The sequence below is a fragment of the Pelagibacterium luteolum genome, from assembly GCF_900100665.1.
Taxonomy (GTDB): domain Bacteria; phylum Pseudomonadota; class Alphaproteobacteria; order Rhizobiales; family Devosiaceae; genus Pelagibacterium; species Pelagibacterium luteolum.
Genome location: NZ_FNCS01000010.1, coordinates 1 through 17,686, shown reverse-complemented (window position 1 = coordinate 17,686; position 17,686 = coordinate 1). Strand labels below are relative to the sequence as shown.

General features: G+C 59.0%; 14 protein-coding genes, 1 tRNA gene, 1 pseudogene and 1 riboswitch. Of the genes and pseudogenes, 7 read left to right on the top strand and 9 right to left on the bottom strand.

Annotated elements, in window-relative coordinates; genetic code table 11:
* Positions 1 to 2: 2 nt before the first annotated feature.
* Positions 3 to 3,158 (top strand): efflux RND transporter permease subunit, encoded by a 3,156-nt coding sequence (locus BLR31_RS14660; RefSeq protein WP_090597453.1) that lies wholly within the window; start codon positions 3 to 5, stop codon positions 3,156 to 3,158.
* Here BLR31_RS14660 and BLR31_RS14655 read toward each other — a convergent pair whose 3' ends face one another.
* Positions 3,159 to 4,604, bottom strand: a complete 1,446-nt coding sequence (locus BLR31_RS14655) for a TrkH family potassium uptake protein (RefSeq protein WP_090597452.1) — start codon at positions 4,602 to 4,604, stop codon at positions 3,159 to 3,161.
* A 39-nt stretch (positions 4,605 to 4,643) separates the two neighbouring features.
* The gene (metZ, locus tag BLR31_RS14650; RefSeq protein ID WP_090597451.1) at positions 4,644 to 5,852 is read right to left on the bottom strand and encodes an O-succinylhomoserine sulfhydrylase; all 1,209 of its coding nucleotides are present in this window, start codon (positions 5,850 to 5,852) and stop codon (positions 4,644 to 4,646) included.
* 40 nt (positions 5,853 to 5,892) lie between these two features.
* Positions 5,893 to 5,972: riboswitch (SAM riboswitch) on the bottom strand.
* 115 nt (positions 5,973 to 6,087) lie between these two features.
* Between metZ and BLR31_RS14645 the strand changes: the two genes are divergently transcribed.
* Complete coding sequence (locus BLR31_RS14645) at positions 6,088 to 7,194, top strand: 2'-deoxycytidine 5'-triphosphate deaminase (protein ID WP_090597450.1); 1,107 nt, start codon at positions 6,088 to 6,090, stop codon at positions 7,192 to 7,194.
* A 57-nt stretch (positions 7,195 to 7,251) separates the two neighbouring features.
* Here BLR31_RS14645 and proX read toward each other — a convergent pair whose 3' ends face one another.
* The 3 genes from proX to BLR31_RS14630 all read right to left on the bottom strand — a co-directional run bounded on the left by proX (position 7,252) and on the right by BLR31_RS14630 (position 10,572).
* Entirely contained in the window at positions 7,252 to 8,274 is a 1,023-nt protein-coding gene (gene proX / locus BLR31_RS14640) for a glycine betaine/L-proline ABC transporter substrate-binding protein ProX (protein WP_090597449.1), read from the bottom strand.
* Between the two features lie 125 nt (positions 8,275 to 8,399).
* Positions 8,400 to 9,332, bottom strand: a complete 933-nt coding sequence (locus BLR31_RS14635) for an ABC transporter permease (protein WP_090597448.1) — start codon at positions 9,330 to 9,332, stop codon at positions 8,400 to 8,402.
* Positions 9,325 to 10,572, bottom strand: a complete 1,248-nt coding sequence (locus BLR31_RS14630; protein WP_090597447.1) for a quaternary amine ABC transporter ATP-binding protein — start codon at positions 10,570 to 10,572, stop codon at positions 9,325 to 9,327. Before BLR31_RS14630 ends, BLR31_RS14635 begins: the two co-directional genes overlap by 8 nt.
* Before the next feature lie 366 nt (positions 10,573 to 10,938).
* Between BLR31_RS14630 and BLR31_RS14625 the strand changes: the two genes are divergently transcribed.
* Together BLR31_RS14625 and BLR31_RS14620 are read left to right on the top strand one after the other, a co-directional pair.
* A tRNA-Gly gene (locus tag BLR31_RS14625) sits at positions 10,939 to 11,012 on the top strand.
* A 523-nt stretch (positions 11,013 to 11,535) separates the two neighbouring features.
* Positions 11,536 to 12,507, top strand: coding sequence for a tyrosine-type recombinase/integrase (locus BLR31_RS14620; RefSeq protein WP_244505078.1), 972 nt, complete (start codon positions 11,536 to 11,538; stop codon positions 12,505 to 12,507).
* A 546-nt stretch (positions 12,508 to 13,053) separates the two neighbouring features.
* On the opposite strand, the gene BLR31_RS22055 is transcribed toward BLR31_RS14620, so the two are convergent.
* Genes BLR31_RS22055 through BLR31_RS14605 form a run of 3 tightly spaced genes read right to left on the bottom strand, consistent with a single transcriptional unit; the run spans position 13,054 to position 14,692 of the window.
* Positions 13,054 to 13,686, bottom strand: a complete 633-nt coding sequence (locus BLR31_RS22055) for a TehB family protein (protein ID WP_244505077.1) — start codon at positions 13,684 to 13,686, stop codon at positions 13,054 to 13,056.
* Between the two features lie 32 nt (positions 13,687 to 13,718).
* A complete protein-coding gene (locus BLR31_RS14610) occupies positions 13,719 to 14,159 on the bottom strand; it encodes a CBS domain-containing protein (protein WP_090597445.1) in 441 nt (146 codons plus the stop codon).
* 59 nt (positions 14,160 to 14,218) lie between these two features.
* Positions 14,219 to 14,692 (bottom strand): RrF2 family transcriptional regulator, encoded by a 474-nt coding sequence (locus BLR31_RS14605; RefSeq protein WP_090597444.1) that lies wholly within the window; start codon positions 14,690 to 14,692, stop codon positions 14,219 to 14,221.
* Between the two features lie 103 nt (positions 14,693 to 14,795).
* On the opposite strand from BLR31_RS14605, the gene BLR31_RS14600 reads away from it, so the two are divergent.
* From BLR31_RS14600 to BLR31_RS14590, 3 genes are all read left to right on the top strand, one after another.
* Complete coding sequence (locus BLR31_RS14600) at positions 14,796 to 15,206, top strand: group III truncated hemoglobin (protein WP_176762683.1); 411 nt, start codon at positions 14,796 to 14,798, stop codon at positions 15,204 to 15,206.
* A gap of 8 nt (positions 15,207 to 15,214) precedes the next feature.
* A complete protein-coding gene (copM, locus tag BLR31_RS14595; RefSeq protein WP_244505076.1) occupies positions 15,215 to 16,654 on the top strand; it encodes a CopM family metallochaperone in 1,440 nt (479 codons plus the stop codon).
* Positions 16,655 to 16,779: 125 nt separating this feature from the next.
* Positions 16,780 to 17,151, top strand: a complete 372-nt coding sequence (locus BLR31_RS14590; protein WP_090597442.1) for a DUF983 domain-containing protein — start codon at positions 16,780 to 16,782, stop codon at positions 17,149 to 17,151.
* Between the two features lie 353 nt (positions 17,152 to 17,504).
* Here BLR31_RS14590 and BLR31_RS21910 read toward each other — a convergent pair.
* Positions 17,505 to 17,686 (bottom strand): annotated as a pseudogene (locus tag BLR31_RS21910) (hypothetical protein); the annotation flags it as partial.

Here is a 17,686-nt window from a genome sequence, read left to right as displayed (position 1 = left end):
CGATGCGTCCCTCCGTTAGGGCTTCCTCGGGCGTTATCGCCGCGTTCGTGCGGCACCGCAACGCCGCGAACCTCTTTATGATCCTGTTCGTCCTGTTCGGGTGGTGGGGTCTGGAAAATCTCAACCGCCAGCTCATGCCCAACACGGAGACGCGCACCGTCCAGGTGAATGTCACCTGGAGTGGGGCGTCCGCCGAGGACGTCGAGCGTAATATCTTACAGATTATAGAGCCTGCGGTGCAGACCCTTGAAGGGGTCAACTCCATGGGGTCGTTTGCCCGGGAGGGGCGGGCGACCGTGACGCTGGGGTTCGAACGGACGGTCGATCTTCAGACCGCCGAGCGGCAAGTGCAGACGGCAGTATCGTCGGTGAGCGGTTTGCCGGAAGCGGCGGGAACACCGACTGTTTCGGCGCAGCGGTTCTTCGATCCGGTGGCGGCGATCGCGATCTCCGGTCCATTCCCTGAAGAGGCTCTGCGCCGATACGCGCGTGAAATTCGCGACGGCTTGCTTTCCGCCGGCGTCGATCGTGTCGAATTTACCGGCTACCGCGATCGCCAGTTGCTGATCGAAGTCGACGACGCCAAATTGCGCCAGCTCGGCCTGACCCTAGACGATCTTTCGGCAGCGCTGACGCCCAATTTCTCCGACCAGCCCTCGGGATCGCTGAGCGGGGATTTCGATGCGCAAATTCGTGCTTCAGCTCAGCAATTGTCGGCGAGGCAGATATCGGAAACCGAGATCATTTCATCGGCAACCGGCCAGCGGCTGACGTTTGGCGATGTCGCGACCGTCACCGATACGTTCGATCCCGATACTCCGCTGGGCTATATGCGCGGCGAACCCGCCATCAAGCTGCAGGTGTCGCGCGCTGCGAGCGCCGATACGGTGACTACGTATCAGGCCGTACAGGATTACGTCGCGGCGCTGCAGCCGACCCTGCCACCATCGCTCAACGCCGTGGTTTTCGATGCCGCCGCCGAACAGGTCAATCAGCGATTGGGCCTTCTGATCGCCAATGGGGTTGCCGGCTTCCTTCTGGTGCTCGGCGTGCTGTTTCTGTTTCTCGATGGCCGGATTGCCATTTGGGTTGCGGCGGGCATTCCGATCGCGATCATGGGCACATTGGGTGCCATGTATCTGATGGGCCTCACGCTCGACATGATATCGATGTTTGCGCTGATGATGGTGCTCGGCATCATCGTCGACGATGCCATCGTGGTGGGCGAACACACAGCGACGCTTTATCAGCAGGGGCTCTCGCGATCCGAGGCGGCGATCCAGGCCGCAGGGCGCATGGGCGCGCCGGTCATTGCCTCGGCGTTGACCACGATTGCCGCGTTTGCGCCGATCTGGCTGGTGGGAGACGTCGTGGGGCAGATCATGTCCCCATTGCCGGTCGTTGTCGTGGCAGTGCTGATCGCGAGTCTTATCGAGTGCTTTTTTATCCTGCCGGGCCATTTGTCTCACGCCCTGCCGCGCCAGCGCAGGCGACCAGGTTGGTTCCGCCGTACATTTGACGGTGGCTTCGATTTCTTCCGCGACAAGATGTTCGGCGCGCTTGCGGAGCTGTCCTATTCCTGGCGCTGTGTGACGGCTGCGATCGCGCTGGCGATCACCATCGGCGGAGTGGGGCTCTATGCGTCGGGCCAATTGCGGTTCGAGTTCTTTCCCACTTCTGAAGCCGAAAGTTTCAACGTATCCGCCCAGTTCCAGGCCGGTACGCCGCAATCGGAAATGGCTGCCATCATCCAGGACATAGAGCGCGCCGTGTCCGAGCTCGAAACCAGCCTTACCCCAAATGGTGAACTGCTGATCGTTACGACCTATGCCAATCTCGATCTCGAAGAGGGGCGCGCGAACTTCAACGTCTATCTTACGCCTGCCGAAGCCCGCTCGGTCCGTACGGCAGACATCACACAGGCATTGCGTGACAATCTGCCAACGGTGGCGGGGGTCGAAAGCATCGGTATTCGCGAGTTCCGCGGCGGGCCGCAGGGTTCTGCACTCGACATCCGGTTTGTCGGCTCGGACGCAGCCACGCTCAAGCAGGCATCGGAGGATCTTCAGGACGTGCTTGAAGGGTTCGACGAGGTCGATTCAGCCATGGATACGCTGTTTTACGGCAGCCCGGAGCTGATCATGGAGATCAATGCCCGCGGCGCGGCGCTCGGCTTCGATCTCAATGCATTGGGCACACAGATCCGGGCGGCGTTCGAGGGTCGCAACGTCCAAACGATCGCAGCCCAGGACGACGAGATCACCGTGCGGCTCGGGCGCAATGCCGAGGCGACAGGTTCCTCTGCGTTGCGCGACATGTGGGTGCGCGCGCCCGACGGGCAGTATGTGCCGCTATCCTCGATCGTCACTTTCTCGGAACGTCAGGGTTTTGCGTTCATCGCGCGCGAAGAGGGCCGCACGGCGGTGTCGGTGCGCGCCAATGTGGCTGAGGACGTGGACCATGCCGAAGTCCTGTCTCGCCTCGAGGCCGACTATCTTCCCCAGATCGTCAACCGATACGGCATTTCCTATGAACTGGGTGGGCGCGAGGCGGAACAGAATGCGGCGTTCGCCGATCTCGGGCTCGGAATGATCCTGGCGCTGGCCGTGATGTACATCATCATTGCGTGGATATTTGCCGCCTATTTCACGCCGCTCGCGGTGATGGCGATCATCCCGTTCGGCCTGGCCGGGGCCATTTGGGGGCATTATCTGTTCGGCCATAATCTCACGATCATATCGCTGATGGGGATGCTTGGGCTGGCGGGTATTCTGGTCAACGCATCGATCGTCTTGATTTCGCGCATGAACGAGCGGCGCGACGATGGGGAAGGCTTGCGTGCGGCGGCAATCGGTGCGTCCAAGGATCGGCTGCGCGCGGTGATCCTGACCTCTGCCACAACCATCGGCGGGCTGTTGCCGCTGGTCTTCGAGCAAAGCATGGTCGCCCAGATGCTCATACCCATGGCGCTGACGATTGTTTCGGGCCTTGCGGTTGCGACGGTGCTTGTGCTGTTTCTGGTGCCCGCAATTTTGGGTATCGGCGCCGATATCGGGGCAATGATGCGTTGGCTGTTCCTCACGCCCAACGCGCCGACATTTCGAGAGATGATCGCCGGACGGCATCACGAAAGCCCGCCATCCGCTCCAGCGGAATGATCAGGCGCGCCAGAAGCGCGGGGTCAGCAGGACGAGGATCATCATAACCTCGAGCCTTCCCACTAGCATGCCGATGGTCATCAGCCATTTCGAGGCATCGTTGAGATTGGCAAAGCTGCCCGCAGGTCCCAGTTCGGGGCTGAGGCCCGGTCCGACATTGGAAATGGAGGTCGCCGCTGCGCCGAGCGCATCGATCGGCTCGAGCCCGGAAAACGAGAGCAGTACGGCGAGGATGAGAAAACTTGAGAAAAAGACAAAGACGAAACTTTGCACCGAGGTCGAAACGCTGTCGGGCAATGGACGGCCGTTATAGCGCTTCACATAGACCATCGACGGGAAAACGATCTGCCTGATGTGTTGGTAGAGGTCGCGCGCAAGGACCTGGAAGCGGAAGATCTTGATGCCGCACGAGGTCGAGCCCGTGCAGCCGCCGATAAACATCAGGACGAAAAATATTGCGACGGCGAGTGGGCCCCAATTCGAGAAATCGGCAATGCCGAACCCGCTGCCGCTGATGATCGAGACGACTGTAAAAAGCCCCTGCCGGAACGCCGTCTCGCCTTGGGCGACATCGCCAACGATCTGGATGAGGGCCATGGTGAGGGCGGCTGCGGCGATGATGAACAGGTACACCCGCACCTGGGAATCCCTGAACAGAGGTTTGAAGCTTCCACGCACGGCTCCGACGTAAAGAACGAAGGGCAGGGCACCCAGGATCATGAAGACTACGGCGATGTAGTGAATGGCCGGTTGGTCGAAGGCCCCAAGCGAGGCGTCGCGCGTAGAAAATCCCCCCGTCGCAACCGTCGAAAGCGCGTGGACGATGGCATCGAAGGCGCCCATGCCGGCGACCCAATAGGCGACCGCGCAGGCAAAGGTCAGCACGCAATAGACAATGATCATTGCCGAAGCGATCTGGGCCGCGGCGGGAAAAATCTTGTCGGGCGTCTCGAAGGCTTCGGCCTTGAACATCTGCATGCCGCCGATCCGCAACATGGGCAGGACAGCGATGGCCATGACCACGACGCCAAGGCCCCCGAACCATTGCAACAGACCGCGCCAGAGCAGGATGCCGGGGGGTGACTCATCGAGCGTAGTGATGACCGTAGCGCCGGTGGTGGTAATGCCTGACATCGCCTCGAACATCGCGTCGGTGACGCTCAGGCCGAGGCCCGACATATAGAGCGGCAGGGCTCCAAACATCGTCAGGACGACCCAGATGAGCACGGTCATCAGGAAGGCCTGGCGGAGATTGAGGTCGGACTTGCCGCCAGCCGAAGCGGCCCAAAGTCCGGCGCCGAAAATCGTGGTGATCAACGAGGCCGATACAAAAACCAGCCAGTCCTCGTGTCCCGCCACCAGATCGGCAAGAGCCGGCAACAGCATGGCCAGCCCCAAAGCGCCGACAAGGGCCCCGATGACCGAAGAGATCGTGCGAAAATCCATGCTCGGCTAGCGGGCCCCGACCTTTGCTGTGTCGCGACGTTAGACTTGATCGAGCGCGAACGAAAGGTCTGCGAGCAGATCGTCGGCGTCTTCGAGGCCCACCGAAAGACGCAAGAGACCCTCCGTGATATCCATTTCTGCCCGTTCGGCGTCGGTGAAACGCTGATGCGTCGTCGTCGCCGGGTGCGAGATGATGGATTTGGCGTCGCCCAGATTGTTCGAGATCGCGATGAGCGCGAGCGCATCGGCCAGACGGAAGGCTGCGGCCTTGCCGCCCTTGGGCGTGAAGGCGACCAGTGTCGAGCCGCCGCTCATCTGGCGCTTGGCCAGATCATATTGCGGATGGCTTGCGTGATGGGGGTAGGACAGCATCTCGATCTTGGGATGATCGGCGAGAAAGTCGGCGATCTTGCCGGCGCTCTCGGTCATCGCCTTGACGCGGATCGATAGGGTTTCGAGGCCCTTAAGCAGCACCCAGGCGTTGAACGGGCTCATCGAGGGGCCGGTCTGACGGATTATGGTGTGGACATCGCCACCGATCAGCTCCTGGCTTCCAAGGATCACACCACCCAGTGCACGGCCTTGGCCGTCCATGTGCTTGGTCGCCGAATAGGTGACGAGATCGGCGCCGAGTTCGAGGGGCTTTTGCCAGATAGGGGTGGAGAAGACGTTGTCCACGATAAGGACGGCGCCATGCGCATGCGCGATGTCGGCGACGGCCTTGAGGTCGACAAGCTCCAGCGTCGGGTTGGTCGGGGTCTCGACGAACACGACCTTGGTGTTGGGCTTCATTGCACGGGCGAAGTTTTCGGGATCACGGCCATCGACCAGCGTCGACTCCACGCCCCAGCGCGGCATATAGGTCTCGACCACAAAACGACAGCCGCCAAACAGAGCACGGGCCGCAACGATATGGTCGCCGGCTTTGACCTGGCTCATGATGGCGGTGGTGACAGCGGCCATGCCGGTTGCCGTCCCGCGCGCCGCCTCGGCGCCTTCGAGCAGGGCAGCGCGCTGCTGGAACATTTCGACCGTGGGGTTGGAAAAGCGCGAATAGATGTGGCCGGGCTCTTCGCCCTTGAAGCGCGCTTCTGCGGCGCCCGATGTCGGATAGACGAAGCCGGAATTGAAAAAGATCGCTTCGGAGGTTTCCCCGTGCTGGCTGCGTTCCATGCCGCCATGCACCAGCATCGTCTGCGCCTTGCGGCGCTTGGGATCTGAGAGCGGATTGCTGGACTTGTCAGCCATGACGGTACCTCGAAAACAAAAAAACCGGCGCGCGATATGCGGCCGGTGCGAACGGGTCTCTTTAGCAGCAAGTTTAAGGTGGCCTGCAATCGGACCGGCCAAATCACCACCAACTCCGACATAAGCCGTAGTCAACTCTGACTTACTGCCAAATGGCGCTTGGCGTCAATGACATCAATTGCTAAGCCAAACCGGAAACGCGGCGTAAAACCGCACCGGTTTGGAAGGGCGAGGGATGATGAGCCAGGATTGGCCCAAGGGAATATTTTCGGCCCGACTGATCAGAGCCTTGTCCGACGCCGGTGCGATTTCAACGCCGCGCGCATTCGATGCCGACCAGATCCAGCCCGCCAGTCTCGACCTGCGTCTGGGCGCCAAGGCGCTGCGCGTGCGCTCGAGCTTTTTACCCGGCCCCGGCAAGACGGTCGCCGAGCGGGTAGAGAGCTTAATGCTTCACGAGATCGATCTGACCGATGGCGCCGTGCTGGAGCGTGGCTGCGTCTATATCGTGCCACTGCTCGAGGGCCTGGAATTGCCCAAGGACGTGAGCGCTTCGGCCAACCCCAAATCCTCGACGGGTCGTCTCGACATTTTTACCCGCGTCATCACCGACGGCGCGCGCAGCTTTGATATCGTTCCTGCAGGCTACGAAGGTAGGCTCTATCTTGAGATTTCACCGCGCACCTTCCCGGTGTTGGTCCGCACGGGATCGCGGCTTTCCCAGATGCGGTTCCGCGTCGGCGACGCGCGTCTCGATACCGAGGCGCACAAGGCGCTCCACGCTGAACAGACGCTGGTTTTCGATCCCAATATGGATGTTGGCGAAGGCGTTTCGCTGTCGATCGACCTGGTCGGTGAGGGACGGTCGGGATTGATCGGCTTTCGCTCTAAGCGTCACACCGCGGTCGTCGACGTGGATAAGAAAGATGGGCTCGACGTGCTCGACTTCTGGGAGCCGCTGGTCAATCGCGGGTCCGGTGAACTGATCCTTGATCCCGATGAATTCTACATCCTTGTCAGCCGCGAGAGCGTCCATGTGCCGCCCGATTATGCGGCCGAAATGGTGCCGTTCGATCCGTTGGTCGGTGAGTTCCGGGTGCACTATGCCGGGTTCTTCGATCCCGGCTTCGGCCATTCCGCTGCGGGCGGAACGGGGTCGCGCGCTGTGCTTGAAGTGCGGAGCCGCGAAGTGCCGTTCCTGCTCGGGCACGGGCAGACGATTGGACGGCTGATCTACGAGAAAATGGCGGAGCGTCCGCGCGAATTGTATGGCACGGCGCTGGGTTCGAACTATCAGGCCCAGAGCCTTAAGTTATCAAAGCACTTCAAAGCTTATCCCTGAACGAAATAAGGGCCGGTGCGAAACACCGGCCCTTATCATTGTTGGGATATGTTTGGCTTACGAAGCGGCGCGAGCCGCTTCCAGCCAGCCGTCAACCGCATCGCGATTGTCTTCGATCCACTGAGCGGCCTGGGCCTGGATGTCGTCGTCGCCATCGTTCATCGCTGCGTTCTGGGCAAAGATGTCGGCGAGCGGAACGCTGACTTCTTCAAGCAGGGCGCGTGCCGAAGGATTGGCTTCGAGGAATTCGCTGTTGGCCACGGCAACGATGTCATTGGCCGGAAAGCCCAACATGCACGGGTCGGAAACGCAGCCTTCGATGCCTTCCATGGTGGCGGCGTCGGCCAGATCCATCAGGTCTTCAGGCAGATCGACTTCCGGAACTTCGATCCAGACAACGTCTTCGCCGGGGACGAGTTCGTTGACGGTCCAGTTTGGCGTCCATGTGTAGAACAGGATCGACTCGCCGCTTTCATACGCCGCGACAGCATCGGCCATCGAAGCGGCATAGCCGGCCTTGATGGGATTCACGTGATCGCGCAGATCATAGGCGTCGAGGTGATGTTCGATGTTGATCTCGCAGCCCCAGCCCGGAGGGCAGGCAACAAGATCGGCACGACCATCGCCATCGCGGTCGAAGGCAGCTTTTACGTCATCGCGCTTGAAGTCTTCGAGCGAGGTGATGCCAAACTCTTCAGCCGATGCAGCGTCAACCAGATAGCCTTCGAGCGCGCCACCTTCGGCGACTGCACCGACGACTTCAGCGCCTTCCGAGAAAGTCGGCTCATAGGTGTTGTGCAGTGGAAACCAGCCATCGACCCAAAGCGTCACGTCACCGAAAGCAACCGACTGATAGAAGGCCGGGTTGTCGAGCGTCAGCGTGTCGGCCATCGAATAGCCGAGTTCGGCAAAGAGCTGCTTGTAGATTTCGGTATGAAACCAGCCGGTGTCCCAAGTGGGCTGCGCCATGATGATTTCGGTGCCTTCGCCCGGCATGTCCTGAGCCATCAGGGCCGCTGGAGCGGTGCTGGCCAAGGCTGCGGTGCCGAGAATTGCAATGGTTTTTTTGAGACTGAACATGATGTCTTTGTCTCCTTTTGTTTTCGTTCAAATGGACGGAAAACCCGCCATGCGGAGAGCCTGCGAACGTTGGCAGGCGATAGAAGCGACGCCTGATGGGCGCCGCATCATGCGTTACGACGGCCTCAGGCCGCCTTTTTGACCTCCGCTGCAGGGCTGCTGCCCTTGAAGCGGAAGATATTAAAGAGCGTGCTGCGCAGGGACACGGTGTTGGCCGGATTCTTTTCGCCCAGCCCTTGCGTGATGCGATCGAGCACGATGGCGAGGATCACGATCCCGATGCCACCTGCGGTTGCGCCACCGACATCGAGGCGTCCCAGACCGGTGTTCACCACGAGACCCAGGCCCCCTGCGCCGATGAGCGCGGTGATGACGACCATGGACAGCGCCAGCATCAGGGTCTGGTTGAGCCCCGCCATGATGGTGCGAAGCGCCAGCGGAATCTGCAGATCGATCAGCATTTGCCAGCCGGTCGAGCCGAAGGCCTGCGCCGCTTCGATCAGATCGCCGCGTACATTGCGGATGCCCAGATTGGTCAACCGGATGATCGGGGGCAGGGCGAAGATGATCGTGGCGATGATGCCCGGCGCCATACCGACACCGAACAGCATGACGATCGGCACGAGATAAACGAAGGACGGAATCGTCTGCATGATGTCGAGCACCGGCCTGACGATCTTCCACATCAAATTGCTTCGCGCCGAGAGAATGCCGACAGGGATGCCAATGACCGCGCAGAACAGCACCGAAGTGATGATCATGGCGAGCGTTGTCATGGTCTGCGGCCAGAGGCCGATCATGTCGATGAAGGCAAAGCCGAGCAGTGTGAATATGGCTATGCCGCGACCGGCCCATTTCCACGCGGCCAGCGCAAAAGCGGCGGTCGTGATCAGCATGGGGACAGCATTGAAAAAGTTGTCCAGCCCGTTGAGAACCACCGTGATCGGGACCTGAGCCGCGCGGAACAGGGGGCGGAAATTGGGTACCAGCCACCCGCGTACGAAATCGTTGACCCAATCGTCGAACGGGATGATGAGGAGATCGCCTGGACTAAACATGTGCGCGCTCCTTTCCGGATGTGTCGGTTTCGGTCGGGGTTTCTGCGTCATCGCCATTGCCCGACAATTGGGCAAAGACCGCCTCGGGCTCGACAACCCCGACGAGCCGGTCCTTGTCGTCGGTGACGGCAATCGGCAGTCCACCGCTGGCGGCGCCATAAAGGTCGTTGAGTTGAACGTCCGCATCGACCGATGGGTACTCGGTCAACATCACGTCCTCGAGCACCGGATTGGGCGCGCCATTATCGAGGGTAGCGGCTGCGAGGTCCTGGTAGGTCACGACGCCGGCGATCTGGTCGTCGCCATCGACGACATAAAGGGCGTTGCGGTTGAGATCCTCCATTGAGCGCATCGCGTCTTCGGCGGTATCGGTGCCCAGCTTCATCGTTTCGGGCGCGTGCGAGACGTCGTCCGCGGTAAAGACACGGCCACGGTCGATATCGGCGACGAACGCCGCGACGTAATCATCGGCGGGATTTGAGACGATCTCCTGCGCGGTGCCGACCTGGACGAAGCGGCCGTCTTTCATGATGGCGATCTTGTCGCCCAAAAGCAGCGCTTCGTTGAGATCGTGGGTGATGAAGATGATCGTCTTTTTGAGCGTTTTTTGCAGAACCATCAATTCGTCCTGCATCTCTCGGCGGATCAGCGGATCGAGCGCGCCGAACGGTTCGTCCATCAGGAGGACTTCAGGTCCGTTGGCGAGGCCACGGGCGAGGCCCACGCGCTGCTGCATGCCGCCGGACAATTCGGCGGGCAGGCTGTCGGCCCAAGGGGTCAGGCCGACCTGATCGAGCGCTTTGAGCGCCTTCTCGCGCCGCTCGGCAGGCTTTGCGCCCTTGACCTTGAGGCCATAGGCAGCGTTTTCGGCGACCGTCCAATGGGGGAACAGCGCGAAATGCTGGAACACCATGGTGATCTTTTCGCGCCGGATGCCACGTAGCTGCTCTTGCGAGCAATTGGCCACATCGAGCCCATCGATCATGATGTTGCCCGACGTGGGCGGGATCAGGCCGTTGAGCATGCGCACAAGGGTCGATTTGCCGGAGCCCGAGAGTCCCATGACGACGAAGATTTCACCTTCGTCGACATCGAAGCTCGCATCCTGCACGCCGACCGTGGCGCCCGTGGTGTTGAGAATGTCTTCCTTGCTCTTGCCGCTGGTCAGAAGCTTGAGCGCTTCGTCTGTTCGATCACCAAAGATCTTGAAGACGTTTTGTACCGATAACTTGACGGCCATGTATTTCCTTTGCGCCATTGCGCTAAATAATGCGCAATATCGATGCTGTATTTGCGCTGATGTGCGAATGCACAAAAAGATATCGAGCCAGGGTCACGTGCGAGCCCGGCCAGACAAAATATGATGATGCGCTGTTAATCCAGGATAATAAGGTGGCGATGCCGAGAGATCAACAGCCGTTGCCGATTTTTTGCCGCAATTGACACGAGCGGTCGCACAGATATAGGCGCTATCGTCCGGAAATCGGGGGTTAATTACTGCCTGAACGATAACGTGAACCTGCTGGCTGAGCTAGCGGACGATATCTTGACGCCGTTCGTGATTTGCCGCAAACAGTCGGGACGCAGGGTGCCAAACGGCCCCCTTGCGGGTGTAGCTCAATGGTAGAGCAGAAGCTTCCCAAGCTTACGACGAGGGTTCGATTCCCTTCACCCGCTCCATTTTCCAATATTCGCAAAGTTGCTATGTCGCTGTAATGGCTGAAGAGTTCGGCGCGAACGGGCTCCCGCGCCTTGTCGTGCTCAGAATTTCGTGATACGATTTGGACCCATAATGTGATACATCGGAGCGGATTGCATGCCCAGAGGGTCTCAACTCGACCGTTTTTTACAGCGTCGCGGCGACCGCTGGCAGTATGTTCGGCGCGTTCCTGCCCTGGTGGCTGATCAGGATATGCGGGCTCCGGTCATTCGCTCTTCGCTAAAAACGCATGACCTGGCGGTTGCTCGCGTCATGCGAGATGCGCTGGAGAGAGCAGACAATGACCTCTGGGCATCCTTTCTCTGCGACGAGGAAGCGTCATCGGCTCTGAAGCGCCACAAGTCTGCCGTGCGTCGGGCAGCGGCTCTTGGCTTTGCTTATCGTCCCGCGGCCGAACTTGAAGCCAAGGCGAGCTGGCACGAGTTGGCCGAGCGGATGGAGGCTATCCTCGATACCCGCACATCCCATGCGGTCGAAACGGCGGTGCTCGGGGGCGAACCTATCCCTAGCGTATCGCTTACTCAGGCGCTCAAGGTTTACATTGATGACATCGCCGCATCTCAATTGGTAACCAAGTCGCCGCAGCAAAGGCGGAAATGGCGGGTCATTCCCGAACGGGCCGTCCGCAACTTCGTCGAGATCGTCGGGGACAAGCCAATTTCGCACATCACCCGCGACGATGCGCACAAATTCTATCGCTATTGGCTAGCCCGCATCGCTCCAGCCGACAAAGGCAAGAAGCCAACCCATACCGCATCATCGGGCAATCGGCAGATTGGTGAGCTGCGGAAGATCTATCGCGAGTATCACGCGTTTATGGGTGAGGAGAATAAGCTCAACCCATTTGCCGGTCTGAGCTTTGAGGAACGCAAGAAAGCCAAGCGGCCACCATTCCCAACATCGTGGATCCGGGACAAAATCCTCAAGGCCGATGCCCTCAAAGGGTTGAACGAAGAGGCGCGGGCCATCCTCTTGGTCACTATTGAAACTGGGGCACGGCCGAGCGAGACGTGCAACCTCGACGCCAGCAACATCCATCTCGACAGTCCGGTGCCCTATATCAGCTTTGTCGAGCGTGAAGATCCGGAGGCGCCACGTGAACTCAAGACCGCGGCCTCCATCCGCGAGATCCCGTTAGTTGGGGCGGCTCTGCTGGCGTTTCAAAAGTTCCCAACGGGTTTTCCGCGCTACCGCGAGAAGGAAGAAGCTGCCTGCGCCGCGATCAATAAATATTTGCGCGAGAACCGCCTCGTTCCGACGTCAAGACATACGCTTTACAGCATTCGCCATTCGTTCGAGGACCGGATGAAGGAAGCCGGTATTGACGGAGAGATGCGCGAGATCTTTTTTGGCCATCGTCGTTCGCGCCAGGAATATGGATCAGGGGGCGCTCTGGAGTGGCGGCGGTCGCTTCTTGAGCGGATGGTTTTGCCGTTCGACCAAGGGCTGATTTAGTGCCGTCTCATGGGCCAGTCAGTACGGGGTGCTGCTCACTAAGCCTCCATACACCGCTGAGGGCCGTGGTCCTTGCGCAACAGCCGCGCTCATTCTGGTCCTAGCCACCTATACGGATCTAGGGCCGGCATTTATGAGGAGGAGCGCCCACGGCTCAAGGCAGAAGGGGCGCGGCTTTCCGCGGCGATGTTTTTGCGCCGGAGGCGGACGTACTATTTCGCGCGTCAGAAGACGCGGACGCGTCCTGTTCGGCGGCAGCGGTCTTCAAGATGGCGAGCGTCAGGTTTGCGCGCCATTTCAGTCATTCAGCGATAGTTTCCGCTCTCCGGAAAGCTGCCGTTGGTGTTGCGGGCGAAAATCCGGTTTTCGGTGCCAAACGGTTGTTGCCTATCGACGTCTTTCCGATGCTCGATCCCGGTCGTACGGGCCGTCTTCAGCCGAGGAGCAGCTCGCATTGTGCGCGTCCACCTGAATCGTCGGGCGCCACAGGTCGATCGTGCGCGTCGTTTCGGTCGTGTTGCCTCACCTATGGTTCGATTTACGATGCTAAAGTGAGGGCAGTTGATTGTAGAACTCGACCAGCATGCGCATTTGTCCGATCGGTTCTACCCGATGCGGCTGTTCAGGCAGGATGAGTCCAGGAACGCCGGGTTCGATCACGGTATCTGAGACAGGATCAAGTACCTCATAACGCAACTGCCCCTCTAGCACCCTGATCACTCCCCAGACACCGGCTTTCGTCATGTGCTCCTTGCGAAAACCCGCCGGAAGCGTGTTCTCATCGAAGACTCTTGTGCTTTTGTAAGGGACCGCAGATGGGGGCATCGACTTGAATCGCGCTGCCCGGTCCAGAAGGTCGGACATATGCTCCGCGGCCTTGATGGTAAGCGGGTGCTGTTTGTAGCCAGGACGCGGCAAGATCAGCGCAGCCATTTCTTTGGCGATGTCGACTTCCTGGTTCGATGCTTGCGACATCAACGCAATGACGAGATTCTCCAGCGCAATCACCCGTACGCGCAGGTTCACCAGTTCCGCATTCGATAGCTGCGGATCCTGCTCACGGTCTCTTCCGGGCTCCATGGGGGCAGGGGGCTCATTTGAGGACGCACCGCCCTCACTATCCCACATGGCAATTGAGCGTTCGAGCAATTGCCTTGTTTCGGTATTGCCATCGCCCATACGTCTTCTCCTAAGCGTTCTTGGTGTTCCGGTTAGCGATATCCGACGCCCATCACATAATCGCGCATCATCGCTTCCTCACTGTGGGATTCCTTGAGGAGTGCCTGAAGCATGTCTCGCGCGTTAAGCACTCCAATTGGGTGCGCGTTGAGATCGACGACCGGAATATTTTTCAGGCCCCGCTCCCTCATGCCGATCCACAGGTCTTCCAAGATGTCATCAGAACCGCAGACCATAACGTCCTGAATCATCGTTGAGGAGGCTAGCGCAAGGCAACCAGATCCTTGACATTGACTGATCTGGGCGACGATGTCGGTCTTGGTTATGACACCGCGCAACTTCCCTTCTGGGTCACAAACGACGAGAATATCAGTGCCAGATTGAAGGAGACGCGCTGCGTTGATCAGCGGGGCGTCCTCATCAATTGTTGTAAGCCTCTCACACGCCGCAGATAACAGATTTTCAACACGCATCCCGTTTCTCCTGGACAATTCTCCACCATCGGATCAGGACGACTTCTCGTCCATGTATATCATGAAACACCCCGATGGCTGCTATCTCCCGGTTGCAGCCGCTGCGCCCGGGTTTGTTGGCCAGGGAACACGAAGTCAAACAGGCCGGGGCCGTGGTCGAGATCGGCAAGCGTGCAGTTATCGAGCACAGCCAGGAACGCTCCGGTTGCTTCACCCAAAAGACCCCTGAGGCCACACCCCTGTGTCACCACACACACGCTGCAATCGACGAGGTCAAAGCCATCTTCCATCTGACGAACGACAGCACCGACAGAGATCTGTTGGGCTGGACGCGCCAAGCGCAGACCACCGTTTCTTCCCCGCACGCTCGCAACGAACTCAGCCTTTACCAAGGCATGGGCCACTTTCATGAGGTGGTTTTGCGAAATGCCATAGGCCCGCGCAATCTCCGATATTGAACAGAGCCGATCGGGGTGCTCGGTCAGAAAGATCATAACCCTGAGGGCATAGTCGGTGTGCAGAGTCAGGCGCATAACGCTCTCCAAAATGTCGCAGGCTTATACATGCATATCACTTGCATGTTTTGCAATCCTGATACATGTATCATTTTAGCATGTTTATGTCTGGAGTGTGCCGATGCCGCTGAGTGAACTGACATTGCGCACTCAAGTGGAGCAGTTCTACGACCGCATACGGGCTGACGAGCTGCTGGCACCCATTTTCGCTGAGCATGTCAGGGATTGGGACACCCATGTGGATCGGCTAAGCGATTTCTGGTCCTCGATCGTGTTGACCTCTGGCCGATACAAGGGGAATCCCTATCGCGCGCATTTGCCGTTCGCTCATCAGCTTACGCCCGATCTCTTTGCGCGCTGGCTTGACCTTTGGAGCCAGACGGCCAGAGACAATTTTTCCGAGGACATTGCCGCTCAACTGGAATTCAAGGCTCAACGGATTGCCCGGAGCTTGATGGCGGGACTGCTATCTCAGCCCGCCCCTGGCGCGCCGCTCGGCGCGTCTTTGCCTGTTCACCCTGGACAACACTAGAGGCGATTATGACTGCCCAATCTGGCCACGCCGATCAAAACTTCCGTCACCGTCATGATACCTACTGGCGTTTGCCTATGGCTGTGGGCGGTGCACTTACCGTGGGAGCGTGGTCCACGACTGCCCAGGCGCATGTAAAATGGTTCGCGCCCTATATCGTCGAAGCATCTCCGGCGCCTCTCATGGACACCATCACCAATGGATGGTTCTGGCTCGCGATTGGACTGGTGCTTGTATTTTTTGTCGCCACCAGGGTCTTTGAAACCCGCCCGGCAGGCGAAGCAACGCTATCGGCGATGGACCGTGCCTCTGATCCGCTATGGTTTCGACTTGATGACTTTATTCGCGCCGTCATTGGGGCTTTTTTTGTCGCGATCTTCGCCGTTGGCGGCGTCTATCTGACGCCCGATCTTCAAACACCAGCGGAATGGGTGTCCTGGCTGCAATTGTTGATTGCTTTCGGGGTCTTCTCAAAGCGCACAATGCCGTTCTCAGCAGCGGGCATCATCATACTCTGGGTGTTGGCGCTGCGCGATTACGATCTGTTCCATTTGCTGGACTATCTTGCGCTTGGCGTTGCGGTCGCGGCGTATCTTGTCCTGGCAGCATCGAGCAATGAAGAGTGGCGCAAGCACCGCTTCGAGGTCTTGCGTTGGGGTGTAGCCATCGCATTGATGTGGTCGAGCCTTGAAAAGTTCGCCTATCCTGAATGGTTCTATCCGCTTGTGGCCGAAAAACCGTTCCTCACGTTCGGCATGCCGCGAGACGTGTTTATTCCGATGGCGGGTGTTGCAGAGTTTACCATGGGCTTTGGCTTGCTGTGGACGCCTCTGGTGCGTCGTCTTTCGGCGGTTGCGTTATTCATTATTTTCAATGCCGCCGTGTATCCCTTTGGGCGGATCGATCTTGTAGGACACGCCCTGATCATGGCGATCATCGTCGCAATTGCTGCCGATCACACACGCGAGCTTCATTTCCTGCCTGCCATACGACGTGCCGTCGCCGGTGTTCCTGTGGCTCTCGGTGCCGTCATCTTCATTTTCGTCACGGGCTATTGGGGTCTGCACCTGACACTTTACGGCGCGGACAGCGGGCCGAGGAGTCAAATTACAGACATGACCACGCACACCCCAAATGCAGAAAATCCCCATGGGCAGACGGCAGAGCCGTTCGTGAACAGTCCCGAGGCTATGGCAGCATTCATGGCAACGATGGACACCATGCATGGGCCAATGATGGAGGGCATGCAGCATCCCGATCCCGATATCGCGTTTATGCAGGGCATGATCCCACACCATCAGGGTGCCATCGACATGGCCGAGGTGGTGCTTGAATACGGCAGTGATCGCGAGGTGCGTGCGCTGGCCCAGCATGTCATTGATGAACAGCAGATCGAAATCGAACAGATGCGCCGATGGTTGGCGATCCGTGCGGGCGGGCAATTGTGATGGCGCCAACTCCCGATCGAGTGAACGAACTGCCCTCACGCAAGCCGCTTGGTGATTAGAGAGATCGTTATCGGGCCGAGCGCTTCGGTCGGCTCAAGCGAGATCAGCATAGAGAAGTGAACGCTATGAACAACGACATGCCTATCTGGAAAACTGGCCTTTTGGGGAAGTGTCCCCATTGTGGAGAGGGCCATCTGTTTAATGGCTTCCTCACTTTGCGTAAACACTGTGAGGTCTGTGGGCTCGATTACGGCTTTGCCGATCCCGCTGACGGACCTGCTTTTTTTGTCATGATGATCGGATGCGTGCCGGTCGTCGTCTTCGGTCTCTGGCTCGAGGTGTCCTTCCGGACGCCCGTCTGGGTGCATTTGGTGACGACACTGCCTCTGTTGTTGCTGACATGTATTCCTCCGCTCCGTCCCATCAAGGGCTGGCTCGTCGCGCTGCAGTATCGCAGCAAGGCCGAAGAAATCCGGGCGGACCAGCGGATCGGATAGTTTGCTTGTAGGTTCGAACGCAGATTGCTCTTTATCAAGTACGCCAACCGCTTGGCACAGGTCGATCAGTATCGAGCGCTGAATATCGGCTCCCATGCGGGTGATGATCTCACCTCAGCGATGGAGGGGAAGATGGACATTGTACTTGCTGACCGGAATGTGAGCCAACAGCCTCGGGCTTGCCATGCGCGGGCCGCGGGGTGACGCGGCCCCGGCCTCTGCAAGCCCGGAATTGGCTCGATTTCCACCGTCAGCTTGTTATATGCAACCATCCCGAGGATCCGGCCCAATTAAATCATGCGGCAGGCTCGGCGGCCGGTCATCGCAGCAAGATGATTTGTTGCTGCCCCAAGTCATCGGATATTTTTGGCCCCAAATTCTCGCAGGAACCATAAGCACAATCCACCTAAGATGCTGAGCACGCCAAGAAACACAAAAACCCCCGCCAGACCGAATGATGCGTTCACGGGAGCTGACACCGCCTGAATAACTGCCGCTCCGACAAAAAATGACAAATTGACCGCCGAAAGCGCCT